The organism is Acinetobacter sp. WCHAc060033 (genome assembly GCF_004209125.1).
GTDB lineage: Bacteria > Pseudomonadota > Gammaproteobacteria > Pseudomonadales > Moraxellaceae > Acinetobacter > Acinetobacter wuhouensis.
On the sequence record NZ_SGSW01000056.1, the window covers coordinates 1 to 18,531 of the forward strand.

Annotated in this window: 12 protein-coding genes and 1 pseudogene; 4 read left to right on the plus strand and 9 right to left on the minus strand. The window is 39.5% G+C overall.

Annotated features, from left to right (window positions below):
- Window positions 1–2,479, plus strand: a 2,479-nt coding sequence (locus EXE10_RS21570; protein WP_165383046.1) for a hypothetical protein, incomplete at its 5' end; no start/stop codon positions are given.
- A gap of 26 nt (window positions 2,480–2,505) precedes the next feature.
- On the opposite strand, the gene EXE10_RS17925 is transcribed toward EXE10_RS21570, so the two are convergent.
- The 9 genes and pseudogenes from EXE10_RS17925 to EXE10_RS17965 all read right to left on the minus strand — a co-directional run bounded on the left by EXE10_RS17925 (window position 2,506) and on the right by EXE10_RS17965 (window position 14,447).
- Window positions 2,506–3,462, minus strand: a complete 957-nt coding sequence (locus EXE10_RS17925; RefSeq protein ID WP_068973251.1) for a formylglycine-generating enzyme family protein — start codon at window positions 3,460–3,462, stop codon at window positions 2,506–2,508.
- Window positions 3,463–3,574: 112 nt separating this feature from the next.
- Window positions 3,575–4,529, minus strand: a pseudogene (locus EXE10_RS17930) (formylglycine-generating enzyme family protein).
- Window positions 4,530–4,662: 133 nt separating this feature from the next.
- Window positions 4,663–6,066, minus strand: coding sequence for an efflux transporter outer membrane subunit (locus EXE10_RS17935; RefSeq protein ID WP_130114297.1), 1,404 nt, complete (start codon window positions 6,064–6,066; stop codon window positions 4,663–4,665).
- Between the two features lie 21 nt (window positions 6,067–6,087).
- Complete coding sequence (locus EXE10_RS17940; protein WP_130114298.1) at window positions 6,088–8,079, minus strand: MacB family efflux pump subunit; 1,992 nt, start codon at window positions 8,077–8,079, stop codon at window positions 6,088–6,090.
- Window positions 8,080–8,081: 2 nt separating this feature from the next.
- Window positions 8,082–9,434, minus strand: a complete 1,353-nt coding sequence (locus EXE10_RS17945) for a MacA family efflux pump subunit (protein ID WP_130114299.1) — start codon at window positions 9,432–9,434, stop codon at window positions 8,082–8,084.
- A gap of 130 nt (window positions 9,435–9,564) precedes the next feature.
- Window positions 9,565–10,557 (minus strand): DNA polymerase III subunit delta, encoded by a 993-nt coding sequence (gene holA, locus EXE10_RS17950; RefSeq protein ID WP_130114300.1) that lies wholly within the window; start codon window positions 10,555–10,557, stop codon window positions 9,565–9,567.
- Between the two features lie 20 nt (window positions 10,558–10,577).
- Window positions 10,578–11,111: a hypothetical protein gene (locus EXE10_RS17955; protein ID WP_068973256.1), complete on the minus strand. Its 534-nt coding sequence runs from the start codon at window positions 11,109–11,111 to the stop codon at window positions 10,578–10,580.
- Between the two features lie 212 nt (window positions 11,112–11,323).
- On the minus strand, window positions 11,324–13,945 hold the full coding sequence (leuS, locus tag EXE10_RS17960) for a leucine--tRNA ligase (protein ID WP_130114301.1): 2,622 nt from the start codon (window positions 13,943–13,945) through the stop codon (window positions 11,324–11,326).
- A gap of 136 nt (window positions 13,946–14,081) precedes the next feature.
- Window positions 14,082–14,447, minus strand: a complete 366-nt coding sequence (locus EXE10_RS17965) for a DUF4124 domain-containing protein (RefSeq protein ID WP_130114302.1) — start codon at window positions 14,445–14,447, stop codon at window positions 14,082–14,084.
- Between the two features lie 585 nt (window positions 14,448–15,032).
- Here EXE10_RS17965 and EXE10_RS17970 point away from each other — a divergent pair.
- The 3 genes from EXE10_RS17970 to ilvC all read left to right on the plus strand — a co-directional run bounded on the left by EXE10_RS17970 (window position 15,033) and on the right by ilvC (window position 18,417).
- The gene (locus tag EXE10_RS17970; RefSeq protein WP_130114303.1) at window positions 15,033–16,760 is read left to right on the plus strand and encodes an acetolactate synthase 3 large subunit; all 1,728 of its coding nucleotides are present in this window, start codon (window positions 15,033–15,035) and stop codon (window positions 16,758–16,760) included.
- Window positions 16,757–17,248, plus strand: a complete 492-nt coding sequence (ilvN, locus tag EXE10_RS17975) for an acetolactate synthase small subunit (RefSeq protein ID WP_068973259.1) — start codon at window positions 16,757–16,759, stop codon at window positions 17,246–17,248. Before EXE10_RS17970 ends, ilvN begins: the two co-directional genes overlap by 4 nt.
- Before the next feature lie 152 nt (window positions 17,249–17,400).
- Window positions 17,401–18,417 (plus strand): ketol-acid reductoisomerase, encoded by a 1,017-nt coding sequence (gene ilvC, locus EXE10_RS17980; RefSeq protein WP_087553585.1) that lies wholly within the window; start codon window positions 17,401–17,403, stop codon window positions 18,415–18,417.
- The last annotated feature ends 114 nt before the right edge of the window (window positions 18,418–18,531 follow it).

The following is an 18,531-nucleotide window of genomic DNA, read 5'->3' on the forward strand; positions in this document are numbered from 1 at the left end:
AACTCTTAAGCAGAGTATTTTGTATTTTAAATCATATTCTGTCTATCAGTTTATTGATGGTCAAGGTAAACCTATTAGTTATTTAAAATATCAAATTTTTGAGAAAAATAATAAAGAGCCGATATTAAATAATATGCCTAAAAGTGTTGAGAAAAATGGTTTAACAGGAGTTGCATTTACTTATAAAGAAAATCAAGTGAAATATAAAATTGGTAGTAGTGATATATTTGGCGATTTTTTTTCACCTGTAGTTTGCGTAGATGATAAACAAATTCAACAAATTAAAATAGGTGTATCTATGGGAGGAACAGCTCCTGATCCGAATAAAACTTTGGGTTTAGGTAAAGCACAAAAATTACCAATTATTGTAAATCCGCACACTGATGAATTGCTTATCCTGCCACAAGAAGTTTTTAATACATTTGAAAAAATTACAAGAGATTTGGAAGAATCAATCAAAAATGTTCATCGAACTAAATATGAGTTAGATGAAAAAATGAAGTATATCGCTAGAACTCCAGAGGAAATTGAGGAAATCGAGAAAAGATTAAATATAAATCAGAAAAAAGCAGTAGAAAAGATAAACGAAAAGTTTTCTGATAAGGCAGATTTACGCGAAGTTTTAGTGTTAGAAACTACTGGTGATACAAAAACTGGACAGAAAAATTTGTTAAGGAAATATTTAACTGCTAAAGAATATGATCAGTTAAAATCCAAACGCTTAAATAGTGAAATGAAAGTTAAAATTAAAGGAGGTGCAATAAAATCAAGAAACCATAAGGAAGATGGAGATATCGAAATTGATTTAAAGGAACTGAATAAAAGTTTCGAGGAATTAAAGGATAAGTTAAGTTTAGAAATATATAAAAAGAAATTTGGTAGTGATGAAAAAGCAATTTATGACATGATTGGGGGAATAGGTGGCGAACTTGCGAAACAATATCAAAACAGTAATGGTACCAATGTCAGTGTTGAGTCTCAGTGGATGAGATTGGTTGCTGGAAATGGTGGAGAAGCTTCTATACATGCCACAAATAAAGGTGTGTCAATACGGGCGAAAGGTGATCTTTCTGCAAAATTCGTTTTGTTTGAAAAACAAAAAGAATGGAGAAGCTTTTGCCCAAGTGAGAATGGGTGGAATCTAGCTATTGGTGATATGGCATTAGGGACAATACGTTTTATACGTGGATGTACCTTACACGGTTTTTCAGGAGCTAATATTGGCTTGACTGGTAATTTATCAGTGGATTTGCCGATGAGAGTTGGTGCTCCGCAAGTTGTTTACCCTACCACTCGAAAGCCAAGTCGAACCAATGCTAACTCTGGTGGTAGATTAGAACCTACAGATGCTGACTTTGATAAGACCACTGAAAACCAAGTTGCTGCCGAAGTAAAAGCCTTTGCTGGTGCTCAATTGGGGGTGACAGTTATGGCATCCTTGGAGTGGTATAACGATAAAACAGAGAGTCCACCTAAATTTGTCAATATTGCCTCTGCAGCTCCTACTTTAGGAGGAAGTATTGGTGGTGGATTTGAAGGAAAATTCCAAATATTTCTTCAGGGAGGTAAGTTTAAATTTCGTGTTGCTTTGCATTTATGTTGGGGAATTGGTGCCAAAGGTTCACTTGATTTTGAAGTGGATTTTAAACAAATGATGCATTTTGCCCTGTTTGTCAGAAGCCAACTATTGCAAGCTTCGTTTAAGCAATTACTTTATATACATAAATTGGCTTTTAGTACATTGGCTCAAATATTGGCCTATTGCATTGGTGATGATCACCCCCTTACTCAACAAGTTGAATTTTTAGTCGAAGGGTATGGTAGATGGATTGATAGTATATCTTCAGATCAGCAAAGATATAGAGTTGCCATGAATGTTAACTCTCCGAATGGATTAGAAGGTTTGGTGAGAGCCTCACCTGAAAGCAAGGGGATATTGATTTATGGGGTGACACATTGGTCGACCCCTACGGCTTCATTATTTGATATGACAATTAGCCTTAATAATCTGGATCTCGAGGTTAATCGTTTTGTAGCACGAAAAAATGCCATAATTAATATTTTTAAAACCTGCATTTCAACCCGTGAATGGATGAATGTGATTCAGCATGTTCATCCAAGGGCAACGTCCCAGTCGGCAAGTGCCATGCAGAAAATCGAAGGGGATATTATTCGTTTTCTCAACTATGGTGAAGATAAAAGCATCGCTGAAGATATTATTCGAATCTTAAATAGTGGTTTTGATTATGAAGGAGGTCGAGAAAACAAATGGTTAAAAGACTATTTAAAATATCGTAAACAGGCGAAGCCGATTAAAGGATATCCTCTAAATCATTTGATTGTCCGAAATCAGGATGATATACAATTTAAGCAGTTAGATTATATCGAAGGTTATGCTGAGAATGATGCTATTTTGGCTTCAAATTTAGATGTGTTGGAACCTTTTGATGACAAGGAAATTCAGCTATATCAGGTTTAGACTTGATATAGCTATTTCTAGTAATTTTATACAATCGGTTTTTGCTGATTTACTACACAACGCACAGCATTTTTAAAGTTTGCATTTATACTTCCTTTAAAATCATCTGGATAGTCAATACGTTGTACTGGGTGAGCATGGCTACGACGTACAGTCAAGCCCTCACCCATTTGCAGGGTTTGACCATCTAGAGGTTTAGAACTACGTAAGACTTTCTCAGAACCTATTTTGGGTCCTTGTGGGTTTTTTTCAGGGGAATGCTGATAGTAGTCTGCGGCATACCAATCAAGCATCCATTCATAGTTATCTGTAATTAAATCATAAAAACCTAAAGCAGAAGGAGGATATCGACCAATGACTGAAATATTGGCACCCACAGACTTAAATTCTCTCACTAGTGCTTCTCTTTGGTCAAAGTCCCAAACATTGATTCCATCTTCAATTTCTCCAGTATTAGTTGGAAAGTGAATCTTTTGACCTTTATTGCGTGCTGCATATTCCCATTGGGCTTCAGTAGGCAAGTCCATATTTAGATTGAGTTGTTTACCTAACCATTGGCAGTAATTTCGTCCCTCTTGCCATGAAACCCCTGCCGCTGAAACTGGATATCTGTATTTGGAAGAGTGTGAGTCTTTTGACACGACTTTTGGTGTATTGGTGGCTTCACTATAAATATCCAAATCCTCATAAGTCGCTTTGTAAGCATTCATACTAAAACTGTCTAAAGTCACCTTATGTACGGGTTTACTGTCAATATTATTATCATAGAAATCAAAGTCCCCCATCATAAAGGAGCCCCCTTTGACAAAGATCATATTCTTTTTTGTTTTTTCTAATAATTTATTTATTTCTGTTTGTAGCTCAGGATTAATCTCGGTATTTGCTTGTTGTGCTTTAGTCTGAGGAGCCTCAGACGTGTTTTTTGCACAAGCGGTTAAAGCAACACTTGATAGGAAGATCGCAATTATATTTTGTTTTAGCATTTCTTATATCCAAACGAATCATTTTTTCTATGTTAGACGGATGTACCATGTTGATAAAGATTGATTTTGTTAAAACAGTAAGCATAATTGATCAATTCATGATATTTAATGTTTATAAAATAGGTTTTTGCTGATTTACTACACAACGCACCGAGTTTTCAAAATTAGGATTTAAAATACCTTTGAATTTTTGTGGAAAATCACTTTCTGAGGGCTGTATTGGGTGAGCGTGACTACGTCGTGCGGTTAAGCCTTCGCCCATTAGTAAGGTTTGACCATCTAGAGGTTTAGAACTACGTAATACTTTTTCAGTCCCTGTCTTAGGGCCTTGTGGGTTTTTTCAGGAGAATGCTGATAGTAGTCTGTAGCATACCAATCAAGCATCCATTCATAGTTATCTGTAATTAAATCATAAAAGCCTAAAGCTGAGGGTGGAAATTGACCTATTTCAGAAAATAATGATTTAGGGGCTTTATTTTTATGGCGTAACTCAATTCTTTGCTCATAACTCCAGACATTAATACCATCCTCAATTTTTCCAGTATTGGTTGGAAAGTGAATCTTTTGATCTTTATTGCGTGCTGCATACTCCCATTGGGCTTCAGTAGGCAAGTCCATATTTAGATTGAGTTGTTTACCCAACCATTGGCAATAATTTCGTCCCTCTTGCTATCAAACATCTGCAGCTGAAACCGAATATCTGTATTTGGAAGAGTGTGAGTCTTTTGACACGACTTTTGGTGTTTTGGCGACTTCACTATAAATATCCAAATCCTCATAAGTCGTTTTGTAAGCATTCATACTAAAACTGTCTAAAGTCACCTTATGTACAGGTTTGCTGTCAATATTATTATCATAGTAATCAAAGTCGCCCATCATAAAGGTGCCACCTTCTACAAAAATCATATTTTTTGGGTTTTTTCAATCAATTTTTGAATTTTGGATTGTAGCTCAGGCGAAGCATTTTTTTGATTAGCAAAAGTCGTCTGTGACTCATTAGTACTTTTAGCACAAGCACTTAAAGCAAAAGTAGATAATAAAATAATGGTTAGGTTTTGATTGATCATATTCTTTAAAATTATAGAGTTGTTTATATATGGTGTAAGGATAGAGTATATTCTATATATCAAAAAGAAAGTTCTTGTTATTAAAATCCTAGAAATGTAAAAAGCCCTTTCGAGCTTTTTACTATCAATAAAATCAAGACAACGACTTAATCGGACTTCCACCCAAAGCCTGCATCAGAGTCACATAAGCATTGTATTGACTCTGCTTAGTTTGCACCAAAGACAAACGTGCATTACGTGTGGTTTCTTGTGCATCCAATAAACTTTTCAATGCAATTGCACCATTACGATAACGCACTTCTGTTAAACGCTCAGTCTTTTCTGCAAGCTCTAAATTACGCTGTTGCAAAGCCACTTGCTTATCCAATTCAGTTCGATTCGAAAGTGCATTTTCAGTATCTGCAAAGGCTTGGTATAAAGTATTGCGATACTGAATAATGGATTTTTCATAATCCAATTCACTGATCTTCAAATCTTTTTGCATATCATTATATTGTAGGAAAGGCAGACTTAGACTCGCACCTAAAGTCAACGCAGGATTCTTCAATAAATTCGCCAAAGACGTACTGGTCGAACCCAAACTTCCAGTCAAACTGATTGAAGGGTAGTAACTGGCTTTAGTGGCATCCTTATTTGCTAAAGATTCACGTAAACGTAATTCCGCAGCTCTTAAGTCAGGACGGCGAGACAAAATATCTGCAGGTAAACCAGCAGAAATATTTGGTAAGGCGATACGCGGTAATTTTTTCGGTTCTTGGATATTCAACTGTTGAACAGGAATTTGCAATAACACCGCTAAGGCTGTTCGTGTTTCTACCAATTGTTGTTCAATCTGACTTAAACTGGCTTTTTGGCTTTGAACAGATTGTTCAGCCTGAGTTAAATCCAAACCAGAAACTGCACCAGCTTTATATTGAGTACGAACCAATTCATAAGTTTTTTGCGTTGAAGCAAGGCTTTGTTGCGCTGTGCTATAACGCTCATTGAGATAACCCAATTGCCAATATAAATTTGCTGTTGTACCAATCAATGTTTGACCAGTGGCTTGTAAGTCTTGTTCAGTAGCTAAAGATTCCCATTTAGCTGCTTCAGTTTGACGTGCTAATTTTCCAAACAAGTCAACTTGATAACTCACGCCCGCACTAAGGGATAGCCCTTTTGCAGAATCATCACCAGAATTTAAATCAAATGAATGTCCAGTTGAAACACCTGAGCTAACACGTGGACCTTGCTGATCACGTGCCAAACCCGCTTTTAAACGCGCAGTTTGTAAATTAATTCCAGCCACAGCCAAGTCGGCATTTTTTTGAATGACTTGATCAACCAATTGATTGAGTTGAGTATCACCAAACAATGTCCACCATTGGTCTGCATACAAATCGGTTTGAATTTGCTTAGATTTTGCATTGTCATAAGCAAAGCCACTTGGCACTTGTACCGCAGGCGCTTGATAAGGTGTTTTGACCACTGCTGCGCAACCGATCAATGAACTTCCAAGAATCAAGGTAGTTGCAAGCTTCGTTAAATTCATTTGCATTATATTTTCCTTATTCTTTAATCATTCACGTGAAAGTGCATCAACAGGGTTCAATTGCGCTGCATTGCGTGCAGGGATAAATCCAAACACTACACCGATCAAGGTTGAACATACAAAGGCAGCAATGATTGACGTGGTTGAATACGCCATTTGGAAACTACCTTTGGCAACATGGCTAATCAATTGTCCAATTCCAAGAGAGAGTAGTACACCCAGAATTCCCCCTAAGATACAAACAAGGATTGCTTCAATCAGGAATTGTTGCAGGATATCACTTTGACGTGCACCCACTGCCATCCGTACACCAATCTCTTGAGTACGTTCAGTGACTGAAACCAGCATGATATTCATGACCCCAATACCACCAACAACCAATGAAATCACCGCAATTGCAGATACCAATAAAGTCATGGTTTGCGTAGTTTGTTCAATGGTTTGGCGAATACTGTCGGAGTTTTGCGTAAAGACATCTTGCGCACCATGACGTTGTTCCAACAAACTGAGAATGGCATTTTCCGCAACCGCAGTCGGATAGGTATCTTTAACACGGACAATGATGCTCCGCACATTGGCTTGACCGAGCATACGACTCATGACAGTTGAATAAGGTAAATAGACATTTAAACTGTCAGAATTTCCCATCATGCCTTGTTGGGCATCGACCACACCGATAATTCGACTTGGTACACTACCGAGTAAAATCACTTGTCCGAGTGGATCAGTACCATCGCTGAAAAAAGTATTTTTGGTATTGGAATCAATCACCACATCTTGAGCTTGTTGGGTAACACTTTGTTTGTCAAACGCTTGCCCCGATGTAAATTCTAGCCCTCTGACATTAAAGAAATCATTGCTGACACCATTCACAGTCGCTGAGGCTTCAGTATCTTTAAAACGCGCCGTGACACTGCTATTTACTGTTGGGCTAACCGCTTCTACATAAGGCTGTTCAGACAGTGCTTCAGCATCGGCAGGAATCAAGGTTTTAAATTGTGCAGTTTTGGAGTTATCACCAAAGCCACGCCCTTGGAATACCGTAATGGTATTGGTTCCCAAACTGCTGATATTTTCCAAAATTTGCTTTTGTGAACCATTCCCGAGCGCGACGACAGATACTACCGATGCAATCCCGATAATGATCCCGAGCATGGTGAGGAAGGTACGCATACGATGCGCATTCATGGCCAATAAAGCCATGTTAAATGCTTCAGCAAAACGATCTATCGCAGAACGCCATTTCGATGATTTTTTGCGATTTACCTTAGATTCTGGTTCGGCGACAACCTCAATTTCATCATCATGCTGTGGTGTATTGGGATTATCGGCAATGATATTGCCATCACTGATTTCAATAATACGTGTGGCATTTTTCGCCACATTCATATCATGGGTAACCAGAATGATGGTATGACCTTTGGAATTCAGCTCGCGCAGAATACGCATCACTTCAACACCACTATTCTTATCCAATGCACCTGTGGGTTCATCGGCAAGAATCACATCCCCACCATTCATTAAGGCACGGGCAATAGAGACACGTTGTTGCTGACCACCTGAAAGTTGATTGGGACGGTTCTGCGTCTTTTCACCTAAACCCAGCTCAGTCAAAATTTCCTGTGAGCGTTGTTGGCGCACAGTTGGATCCATCCCCGCATAAATCGCAGGAACTTCGACATTGCCTGCCGCAGTCAAGTCACCGAGCAAATGATAACGCTGGAAAATAAAGCCAAAATATTCACGACGCAATTGCGCCAATTCATCAGGCTCAAGTTCACGTGTTTCGCGTCCATTGACCTGATAACTGCCTGAAGTCGGTTGATCCAGACAGCCTAAAATATTCATTAATGTGGATTTACCTGAACCTGATTGCCCGACGATGGCAACCAACTCTCCAGCATAAATCTTGAGATTGATACTTTTTAAAATCTGAATCGTAGATTCACCAGCGGGGAACTCACGAATCAGATTGCTCACCTCTAATAATGGGCGATTACTCTGATTGTTTTGATCCATATTTAAAATCTCATCCCACCACGGTTACTACGTTTTGCAGAATCATTCGAGGTATCAGAGCCATCGGCAATGACCACTTGTTCGCCTTCTTTTAGACCACGAATAATTTGCGCCGTAACACGGTTATTTAAACCGACTAAAACTTGTTTGCGTTTTGCAGAACCATCTGCTTGTAAGACACGAACAACGGAAACAGAAGCTTTGCCTTGATCAACCAATGCTTTTTCATCGGCAGTCAATTCTAAACGTTCAGGACGATCATCTGATTTTTTAGCATCTTTATTCGGTGCAGAAGCAGATTTGGATGTATCTGCATTCGCGCCATTTGCATTGGAACTGTTGCTAGATTTAGCTCGTTGTGGACGATTTGAATTTTGCAAAGCCGCTGCTGGAATTGAAAGCGCATTCTTCACATCAGCCAAGATAATATAAACTTGAGCAGTCATATCAATACGCAATTTTCCATCATCATTCGGCACATCAAACAGTGCGTTATAGTAAATTGCGGTGCTTGATGATGACGAAGAATTTGAGCTTGTTTCGGTATTGATTGACTCTGGTGCAGGCTCAACTTGACGCAAAGTTGCATAACGTTTTTTCTCGCTATCCCCCAAAGTTGTGAAATAAACTTTTTGTCCTTCTTCAACTTTCATTACATCTGCTTCAGAAATCTGAGCTTTAATGGTCATGGTGTCTAACTTAGCCAATTTAACAATGGTTGGCGCACTTTGATTGGCATTCACCGTTTGACCTTCTTCGGTCACAATTGCCACAACAGTGCCATCCATCGGAGCGCTAATCTGGGTATAACCTAAATCTTCTTTGGCAGTTGCGAGGGTTAAGCGCGATTGTTCAATTTGCGCATTCATCGATGCAATCTCGGCTTGAGCAGTTTTAAATGCAGCTAAAGCACTTTCATATTCCGCCTTTGATGTTGCATCCTGAGCATACATATTTTTTTGACGATTATATTCTGCTTCTGCTTTGGCTAAGTTGGCTTGCTTGGTGGCAAGTTGTGCTTGCTGATTTTTAATACTTGCTTCTGCTGTTTTTAAATCATTGGTCTGACGAACAGAGTCAATTTGTGCAATCAGTTGACCTTGTTTAACTTGGTCGCCCAATTTCACATACATCTTTTTCACCTGACCAGAAACCTGTGCCCCGACACTGACCATTTTTGTGGCTTCTAGATCACCTGTTGCAAGGACAGAGTCTTCAATATCACTACGGGTAACTTCTGCTGTAATATATTGAGGTTGAACATTTTTAGGTTTGAGGAAGTACCATGCAGCTGCTGCAACAATAGCAAGGCAGACCGCTATAACAATGATTTTTGCAGGTTTTATTTTAGGCATAGCAATAAGTAGGTAAAGTGAAAAATTGATCAAATTATAATGAGTAAATAAGGATAAAGCGTGGATTTTTTTAAATGAATGAAAATGAGAATTATTTTATATAATGATAATATATTGAATTCTAAGCTGATCAGTGATTTATAAATAGCGTTTTTCCACAGAGTTCAGCAATGCATTGCTGGATAATATGCTCGGGGCGTTCTTGACTCATGCCTTTAATTGCCGCATCTACACGTAGTAAAAGCTGTGGCCAAGTTAAAAATGAGTGCGGATTTAAACGTCTAAGTGCTTGTTGATACAAAGAAATCTTAGTTTTCCAAATACCGAGTTGTAAGGCATTTTGCGGTTGTTCATAAAGTTGCATCAATAGACGCATTTCTTTACTGATTGTCCACAGAATTAAACTATCAGGTTCGCCAGATTCTAAAAGATATTGAAAAATTTTTATGGATAAGGCGAGATTCCCTTGGATCAAAGCATCACTGAGATCAAAAGTACTATAGCGAGATTGATCTTGTAAACATTGTTGTAAATGATCTATTTCAATGGTTTGTTGATCAGGAAAGGTGTCTGTGACACGCATTAAGCTGTTTTTAGCAGCCAATAAATTATGTTCATGGTGTTGTTCAAGCCATGTCCATGCATCTTGATTGAGTTGGATGCCCAATTTTTCTGCTTCAATGCTTAAAATGCGTTGGCGGTCTTGTGCATAAGTGGCTGTTAACGAAACCACCACGCCATTGGCTTCAACGGTTTGGAAAAAAGCAGATTTTAAACTATTTGAATCTTGCTTCGGCAATACAATGATCAATAGATTATGTTCATTGTGCTGAATATATTGTTTAAGTTGTTTTAGTCCATTGGCATCAGGTTTGATATTGCCATGAACTTCTAAAGCCAGATGTTGAGAAAAAAGCGACAAGCTATTTAAAGCATTAAAGACATTTTTCCAGTCTGAAACACTATTTAAATCATGGCGTTGTCGTTCAATTTCATGCTTTGTCCAACTCTTTCTCAAGGCATCAAGTAGGTTTTGTTCTAATAAAGGTTCTTGACCATGTAAAATCCAAACGCCTCGCGCTTCATCGACACGTTTAAGGGCTTGTAAATAGTCAAGTTTCATAGAGATTTCTTAAATTTTAATTATTGAGCAACAGATTGAGTTGGCGTAATACGCGCTTTTGGCAAACGATTGGCTGCAATCTGACGTGACATTTGCTGTGCAATATCATCAATCACGATTTGGCTTAGGTATTTATACTGTTGGTCATCCGTGTTAACTGTTGCTACATCATATTGATAACTGCGTGAAGCGTTTAAGGTACGTGGTTCAGTAATCGGATTGCCTTGTTTATCTTCAATTTGAAAAGTCACAGAAAGACGTAAAATCGTTTCAACTAATTTACCATTTAACTCATGGCGCACAGGTTTATAGTCAAGTACACGGAGCACATAAGCATCATTGGCATTACTCAGTTGTACACCTGTCGCAGTTAAGTAGACGCTGAGTTTTTTTTCTAAGTCTTCAGTATTTTTAGGCAGTACCAATTGAAGTTTTGTATAAACCAAAGGCGTTGCTTGCGGATTGGTTCCTTTTAAATGGAAACCACAACCGACTAAGCCTGCACTTAGACCCAAAGTTAATACAACTGCTGCAACACGTTGAACTAAATGCATGTGGTGTCCTCAAAATTTCCACAATGGAAAATAATTTAAAAATCTTAAGTTGGATTGTAAAGTCAAAGCCCGTTGAATGACAACGGGCTTTGTAGGCTTTTAGTTCCTCATCCAGAAGGAAGAGTAAATTTAATTACCCTCATCCCAACCTTCTCCCAAAGGGAGAAGGAGTTTCCCTCTCCTTAAAGGAGAGGGTTAGGGTGAGGTATATTTTAAACCACCAAATTCACTAACTTATTCGGTACAACGATTTCTTTCTTGGTTGGACCCGTCAAGAATTGTTGAACTTCTGGTAATGCTTTTGCTTGCGCTAAAATGTCGTCTTTGGATGCATCTACAGACACTTCCAATTTGCCACGAAGTTTACCATTCACCTGAACCACGATGGTTTGCGTATTACGAGTCAACGCAGATTCATCTACAGCAGGGAACAATACTGAAGTTAAATCAATACCAAACTCAGCCAATAAAGTTTGACTTAAATGCGGTGCAAATGGTGCAAGTAAAGTAAGAAGTGTGATGATGGATTCACGTGCAACTGCCACGTCATTATCATCTTTTGCTTCAAACTTATTGTTTGCATTTAATAACTCCATCAACGCAGCAATCGCTGTGTTAAAGGCATGACGACGTTCGATGTCATCACCCACTTTTTGGATGGTTTCATGCGTCTTACGACGTAAGTCTTGCGCTTCAGTTGACAGTTTTGCAGTATCAATGGCAGATGCATTGTTGCCTTTTTCAAAGAAGCCAGTGGTTAAACGCCAAACACGTTTTAAGAAACGGTTTGCACCCTCAACACCAGCATCTGACCATTCAAGAGATTGATCTGGTGGTGCAGCAAACATCATGAATACACGTGCAGTATCTGCACCGTATTGATCAATAATTGCTTGCGGGTCGATACCGTTATTTTTCGATTTCGACATTTTCTCCTGGCCGCCAACAATCACTTCTTGACCATCACCTTGATATTTGGCAGAAGTGATACGACCTTTTTCATCACGCTCCAAGTCGATGTCAGCAGGGTTGAACCACGTTTTCTTACCTGACTCAGATTCACGATAGTAAGTATCTGCAAGTACCATGCCTTGTGTTAACAAGTTGGTGAATGGCTCGTTGCCTTGTACCACACCTTCATCACGCATCAATTTATGGAAGAAACGTGCATAAAGTAAATGCAGGATCGCGTGTTCAACACCACCGATGTATTGATTCACAGGCAACCATGATTGTGCAGCTTCAGGCTTAACTAAACCGCCTGTGAAATCAGGAGAAGCATAACGAGCGTAGTACCAAGAAGATTCTACAAACGTATCTAAAGTATCGGTTTCACGACGTGCTTCGCCACCACAACATGGGCAAGTCGTCTGGTAGAACTCAGGCATTTTGTTCAGAGGGTTACCTGAACCATCGGGTACAACATCAGTTGGTAAAACAACAGGAAGTTGTTCTTCAGGTACCGTTACTTGACCACATTTGTCACAGTTGATCATTGGAATCGGACAACCCCAGTAACGCTGACGGGAAACACCCCAGTCACGTAAACGGAACTGAACTTTCGCATTTGCCAAAGTCTGTGGTTCTAATTTTGCAAGGATTGCATCATAAGCCGCCTGGAAGTCTAAACCGTCAAACTCTGCTGAATTAACCAGTTTGCCTTCTTTAGAGCCATACCATTCCTGCCATTCAGTTGCGGAATAATCTGCATCATCCGCGCCTTTGGCATCGATGACTTGTTGGATTGGCAAGTTGTATTTATTAGCAAATTCAAAATCACGTTCGTCATGTGCAGGCACAGCCATGACTGCGCCTGAACCGTATGACATCAACACATAATTCGCGATCCAGACAGGAACTTCTTCACCTGTGATTGGATGTTTTACTGAAAGACCTGTTGCCATACCTTTCTTTTCAGCAGTGGCAAGATCAGCTTCAGCAACTGAGCCCATTCGGCATTCTTCAATAAATGCTTTGAGTTCTGCATTATTTTCTGCTGCTTTTAACGCCATCGGATGTTCTGCTGCAACCGCAACATAAGTCACACCCATCAAGGTATCGCCACGTGTGGTATAAACCGTCAAACCATCTGCATAAACATCAGGTTGTGCTGAAGGGAACGTGATTTCCATCCCTTGTGAACGACCAATCCAGTTACGTTGCATGGTGAGGACTTGTTGTGGCCAACCATCTTTTAAAGTATCTAAATCGTCTAATAATTCTTGTGCATAATCCGTGATACGGAAGTAGTACATTGGAATATCACGTTTTTCAACTAATGCACCTGAACGCCAACCACGACCATTTTCAACCTGTTCATTTGCCAAAACAGTTTGGTCTACAGGATCCCAATTCACCGTCGAAAGTTTACGGTAAATTAAGCCTTTTTTATAAAGCTGAACAAATAACCATTGTTCCCAGTGATAGTATTCTGGTGTACAGGTTGCAAATTCACGATCCCAATCCACTGAAAGACCAAGCTTTTTCAATTGGTCACGCATGTATGCGATATTTTCAAATGTCCATTTTGCTGGAGCAACTTGATGGGCAATTGCAGCATTTTCAGCAGGCAAGCCGAAAGCATCCCAACCCATGGGTTGCAGGACAGTTTCTCCTTTGAGACGGTGGAAACGGCTAATCACATCGCCAATGGTATAGTTACGCACATGACCCATATGCAGTTTGCCACTTGGGTAAGGGAACATCGAGAGGATATAACGACGTGGACCTTCTACAGTGTCGGCAACTTTAAACGATTTGCGATCTTCCCAGTCTTTCTGGACTTGGGGCTCAATCGCACTTGCTTGATATTCAGGGTCAATATGAGTAGTCATAAATGTATTTGAGCGTAATGGTTAAAAAACTGTGTGCTACAGCATAGCGCAAAATGCACAGAAAAGTGAATTTTGCGCTCGATTTAAGACTGAAAAATGTAGAAATTATTTTTATACCAACATTGAACTGAAAATATTATCTTGCTTCTGAATTTACAGGTTCTGCTGGGGTGTTGTTTTGAGTTGGAGCGTTTGCAGGTTGGTTTGCAACTTGTCCCGTTTGAACAGGATTTGGTGGAATATTCTGTGGTGCGGTTTGATTGGTATTGGTTTGAGTGTTTTGTGCAGTCACAGACGTTGAACTGCCATGATAACCATAGGTGTTCACTTTGCTTTTACTGCGTGCATTTTTGGGTGGTGGTGTGGTGGTGTAATGCGTAGAGCCTTTGCTATCGACCCATTTATAATACTGCTTCGCATGCGTCGCTGTTGTGCTCATCGTAACAGTTGTAAAAATGGCAGAGAGTAAAATCGTTTTTGAAAAGCGCTGAAGTTGTTTCATTTGAAAACCCATTTCCCAATATTATTGTTCAAAACTACAGTTCAAAAGAAATTATAAATCATTCAATTCTGAATATACATGAGATGATTGAGCTTGAATGAAGTATTTAAAATAATGTGTATATTTTATACAAAAATATAAATTTGAAAATAATTCTTTTGCAAATTTATTGGCTTATAAGTCATTGAAAAATTATTTATAAAATGTCAAAAAAAAAGGAATAGTTTTAAAAATAGTCGCTTGGTAAATAATCAATAAAAACACCATGAGAAACCTTGACATTGTTCGCTAAAACTACAAAAATGCTTGCTTTAGTTTCAGATGTTTTTTTCGATCACCCTTCGATTAAGAATATCAAAGCGAGCAATAGCATTTTCTCTAAGCCGAGAAAGTGACCCATACCGAAAGATGTTTATCCCAACATATTTCTGTGATTCATATAACCCAAACGGTTGTGTGAAGATTTATTTTTCTATTGCTGCAAAAACGAGTAAATATGTGTGCTATAACAGAGCGCACAATCAATGAATGAAACACAGTCTATGTCTCCCATAGTGCTGTGGAAAAAAGATTAGGGTGAATACGTTGGAACTTTTATCTGGTGGTGACATGCTTGTTCGCGCATTAGCGGACGAAGGCGTTGAACATGTTTTTGGATATCCAGGCGGCGCTGTATTACATATTTATGATGCGCTATTTAAACAAGATAAAATCAATCATTACCTCGTACGCCATGAGCAAGCAGCTGGTCATATGGCTGATGCTTACTCGCGCGTAACAGGCAAAACTGGTGTGGTACTGGTCACTTCTGGACCAGGTGCAACTAACACTGTTACACCAATTGCAACGGCTTATATGGACTCAATCCCGATGGTGATTTTGTCTGGTCAGGTTGCAACACATTTAATTGGTGAAGACGCATTCCAAGAAACGGATATGGTGGGTATTTCACGCCCAATCGTAAAACACAGTTTCCAAGTGCGTCATGCAAGTGAAATTCCTGCAATTATTAAAAAAGCATTTTATATCGCATCTTCGGGTCGTCCAGGTCCTGTTGTTGTTGATATTCCAAAAGATGCAACAAATCCAGCAGAGAAGTTTGCTTACGAATACCCTGAAAAAGTGAAGATGCGTTCGTATCAACCTCCGCATCGTGGTCACTCAGGTCAAATCCGTAAGGCGATTGATGAACTGATTAATGCAAAACGTCCAATCATCTATACAGGTGGTGGTGTTGTTCAAGGCAATGCTTCTGAGCTTTTAACAGAGCTTGCTCATCTATTGAACTACCCAGTGACCAATACGTTGATGGGCTTAGGTGCTTTTCCAGGGAACGATCCGCAATTTGTGGGTATGTTGGGGATGCATGGTACCTACGAAGCCAATATGACTATGGCAAATGCAGATTTAATCTTGGCAATTGGTGCACGTTTTGATGACCGTGTGACCAATAACCCAGCTAAGTTCTGTCCAAATGCGAAAGTCATTCATATTGATATTGACCCTGCAACCATTTCTAAAACCATTATGGCGCACATCCCGATCGTGGGTGCGGTAGAGCCTGTACTTCAAGAAATGTTGGTTCAATTGAAACAGTTGAATGTTTCTAAACCAAATCCTGAAGATATTGCAGCATGGTGGTCTCAAATTAATGAGTGGCGTAAGGTTCATGGCTTACGTTATGAAGCGGGTACTGATGGTGTGATGAAGCCACAACAAGTGGTTCAAGCGCTTGATCGTGTTACAAATAGTCAGGCAATTATTACCTCTGACGTTGGTCAGCATCAGATGTTTGGCGCGCTTTATTATACTTACGTACGTCCACGTCAATGGATCAACTCGGGTGGTCTAGGTACGATGGGTGTGGGCTTGCCATATGCAATGGCTGCTAAACTCGCATTCCCTGATCAACAGGTGGTATGTATTACTGGTGAAGCATCGATTCAGATGTGTATCCAAGAGCTTTCTACCTGTAAGCAATACGGTATGAATGTTAAGATTTTATGCTTAAATAACCGTGCTTTAGGTATGGTTAAGCAATGGCAAGATATGAACTATGAAGGACGTCATTCAAGTTCTTACGTAGACTCATTGCCAGATTTTGCCAAGCTGATGGAAGCTTATGGGCATGTTGGTATTCAAATCGATCATGCAGATGAGTTGGAGTCTAAACTTCAAGAAGCAATGGCGATTAATGATAAATGTGTGTTTATCAATGTCATGGTTGACCGTTCAGAGCATGTGTATCCAATGCTGGTTGCTGGTCAGTCAATGAAAGATATGTGGTTGTCTAAAGGGGAGCGTACAGAATGAGACATATTATTTCCGTACTCGTTGAAAACGAAGCAGGTGCGCTTTCTCGTTTAGTGGGTTTGTTTTCACAACGTGGTTATAACATTGAAACTTTAAACGTTGCACCGACTGAAGATCCAACCTTATCTCGTTTGACTTTGACCACTTATGGTGATGATCATCAAATTGAGAAAATCACTAAACAATTGAACAAATTGGTAGAAGTGGTAAAAGTTGTTGATTTGTCAGAAGGTGCGCATATCGAACGTGAACTGATGCTAATTAAAGTTAAAGCATTGGGTTCAGCACGTGCTGAAATTAAGCGTACTGCAGATATTTTCCGTGCACAAATCGTGGATGTAACACCAACCTGCTATACGATTCAGATTGCAGGTACCACTGAAAAAATTGATGGCTTTATCGATGCGCTTTCTGAGAATACAATCCTCGAAGTTGTGCGCTCTGGTGTATCGGGTATTGCTCGCGGTGAAAAAGTTTTATCACTTTAATTTCACCAACACTTAATATTAATTTATTTGATTTTTAATAACCTCATGTATAACCTCTCCTTTAAGTGGAGAGGGACTTAGACTAGAAGATTTTTAAAATAAACAATCTTTAGGATAAGAAGAGGAAACACAGCATTTTAGCGGAGACAGCAATGCAAATTTTTTACGATAAAGACACAGATATTTCTATCATCCAAGGCAAAAAAGTAGCGATCATTGGTTACGGTTCACAAGGTCACGCACATGCGCTTAACCTTAAAGACTCTGGCGTTGACGTAACTGTAGGTTTACGTGCTGGTTCTACTTCTTGGAAAAAAGCTGAAAATTCAGGTCTTAAAGTGTCTGAAGTTCCTGCTGCTGTTGCTCAAGCTGATTTAGTAATGATCTTGACTCCAGATGAATTCCAATCACAACTTTACCGTGACGTGATTGAGCCAAACATCAAGCAAGGTGCAACTTTAGCATTTGCTCATGGTTTCTCTGTTCTTTATAACCAAGTTGTGCCACGTGCTGACTTAGACGTAATCATGGTTGCACCAAAAGCGCCTGGTCACACTGTACGTTCAGAATTCCAACGTGGTTCTGGTGTTCCTGACCTAATCGCGATTCACCAAGATGCTTCTGGTAATGCACGTAATGTTGCGCTTTCTTATGCTTCAGGCGTAGGTGGTGGTCGTACAGGTATCATCGAAACTTCTTTCCGTGAAGAAACTGAAACTGATTTATTCGGTGAGCAAGCAGTTCTTTGTGGTGGTGCTGTTGAATTGGTTAAAATGGGCTTCGAAACTTTGGTTGAAGCAGGTTATGCTCCAGAAATGGCTTACTTCGAATGCTTACACGAACTTAAATTGATCGTTGATTTGATGTTCGAAGGCGGTATCGCGGACATGAACTATTCAGTATCAAACAATGCTGAATATGGCGAATATGTAACTGGCGTTGAAGTAATCAATGACCAATCACGTGAAGCGATGCGTAATGCGCTTAAACGTATCCAATCTGGTGAGTATGCGAAGATGTTCATCCAAGAAGGTGCGTTGAACTATCCTTCTATGACTGCTCGTCGTCGTCAAAACGCAGCTCACGGTATCGAAGTGACTGGTGGTAAATTACGTGCGATGATGCCTTGGATTCAAGCAAACAAAATCGTAGACAAAGAGAAAAACTAAGTTTTAGTTTCTAAGTCAGAAAACCCTTGTTTTATAACAAGGGTTTTTTATTTGAGTTTCTGTGTGCAGTGAAGTGCAACTTCACTCTTGCACTCGGGCAAAGCGGTGCTTTGC

Excerpts from the sequence above, each read along its gene's own strand:
- EXE10_RS17945 (WP_130114299.1), bottom strand. The coding sequence starts at position 9,434 with ATGCCTAAAATAAAACCTGCAAAAATCATTGTTATAGCGGTCTGCCTT.
- holA (WP_130114300.1), bottom strand. The coding sequence starts at position 10,557 with ATGAAACTTGACTATTTACAAGCCCTTAAACGTGTCGATGAAGCGCGA.
- ilvC (WP_087553585.1), top strand. The coding sequence starts at position 17,401 with ATGCAAATTTTTTACGATAAAGACACAGATATTTCTATCATCCAAGGC.
- EXE10_RS17935 (WP_130114297.1), bottom strand. The coding sequence starts at position 6,066 with ATGCAAATGAATTTAACGAAGCTTGCAACTACCTTGATTCTTGGAAGT.
- ilvN (WP_068973259.1), top strand. The coding sequence starts at position 16,757 with ATGAGACATATTATTTCCGTACTCGTTGAAAACGAAGCAGGTGCGCTT.
- EXE10_RS17965 (WP_130114302.1), bottom strand. The coding sequence starts at position 14,447 with ATGAAACAACTTCAGCGCTTTTCAAAAACGATTTTACTCTCTGCCATT.
- EXE10_RS17955 (WP_068973256.1), bottom strand. The coding sequence starts at position 11,111 with ATGCATTTAGTTCAACGTGTTGCAGCAGTTGTATTAACTTTGGGTCTA.
- EXE10_RS17940 (WP_130114298.1), bottom strand. The coding sequence starts at position 8,079 with ATGGATCAAAACAATCAGAGTAATCGCCCATTATTAGAGGTGAGCAAT.
- EXE10_RS17925 (WP_068973251.1), bottom strand. The coding sequence starts at position 3,462 with ATGCTAAAACAAAATATAATTGCGATCTTCCTATCAAGTGTTGCTTTA.
- leuS (WP_130114301.1), bottom strand. The coding sequence starts at position 13,945 with ATGACTACTCATATTGACCCTGAATATCAAGCAAGTGCGATTGAGCCC.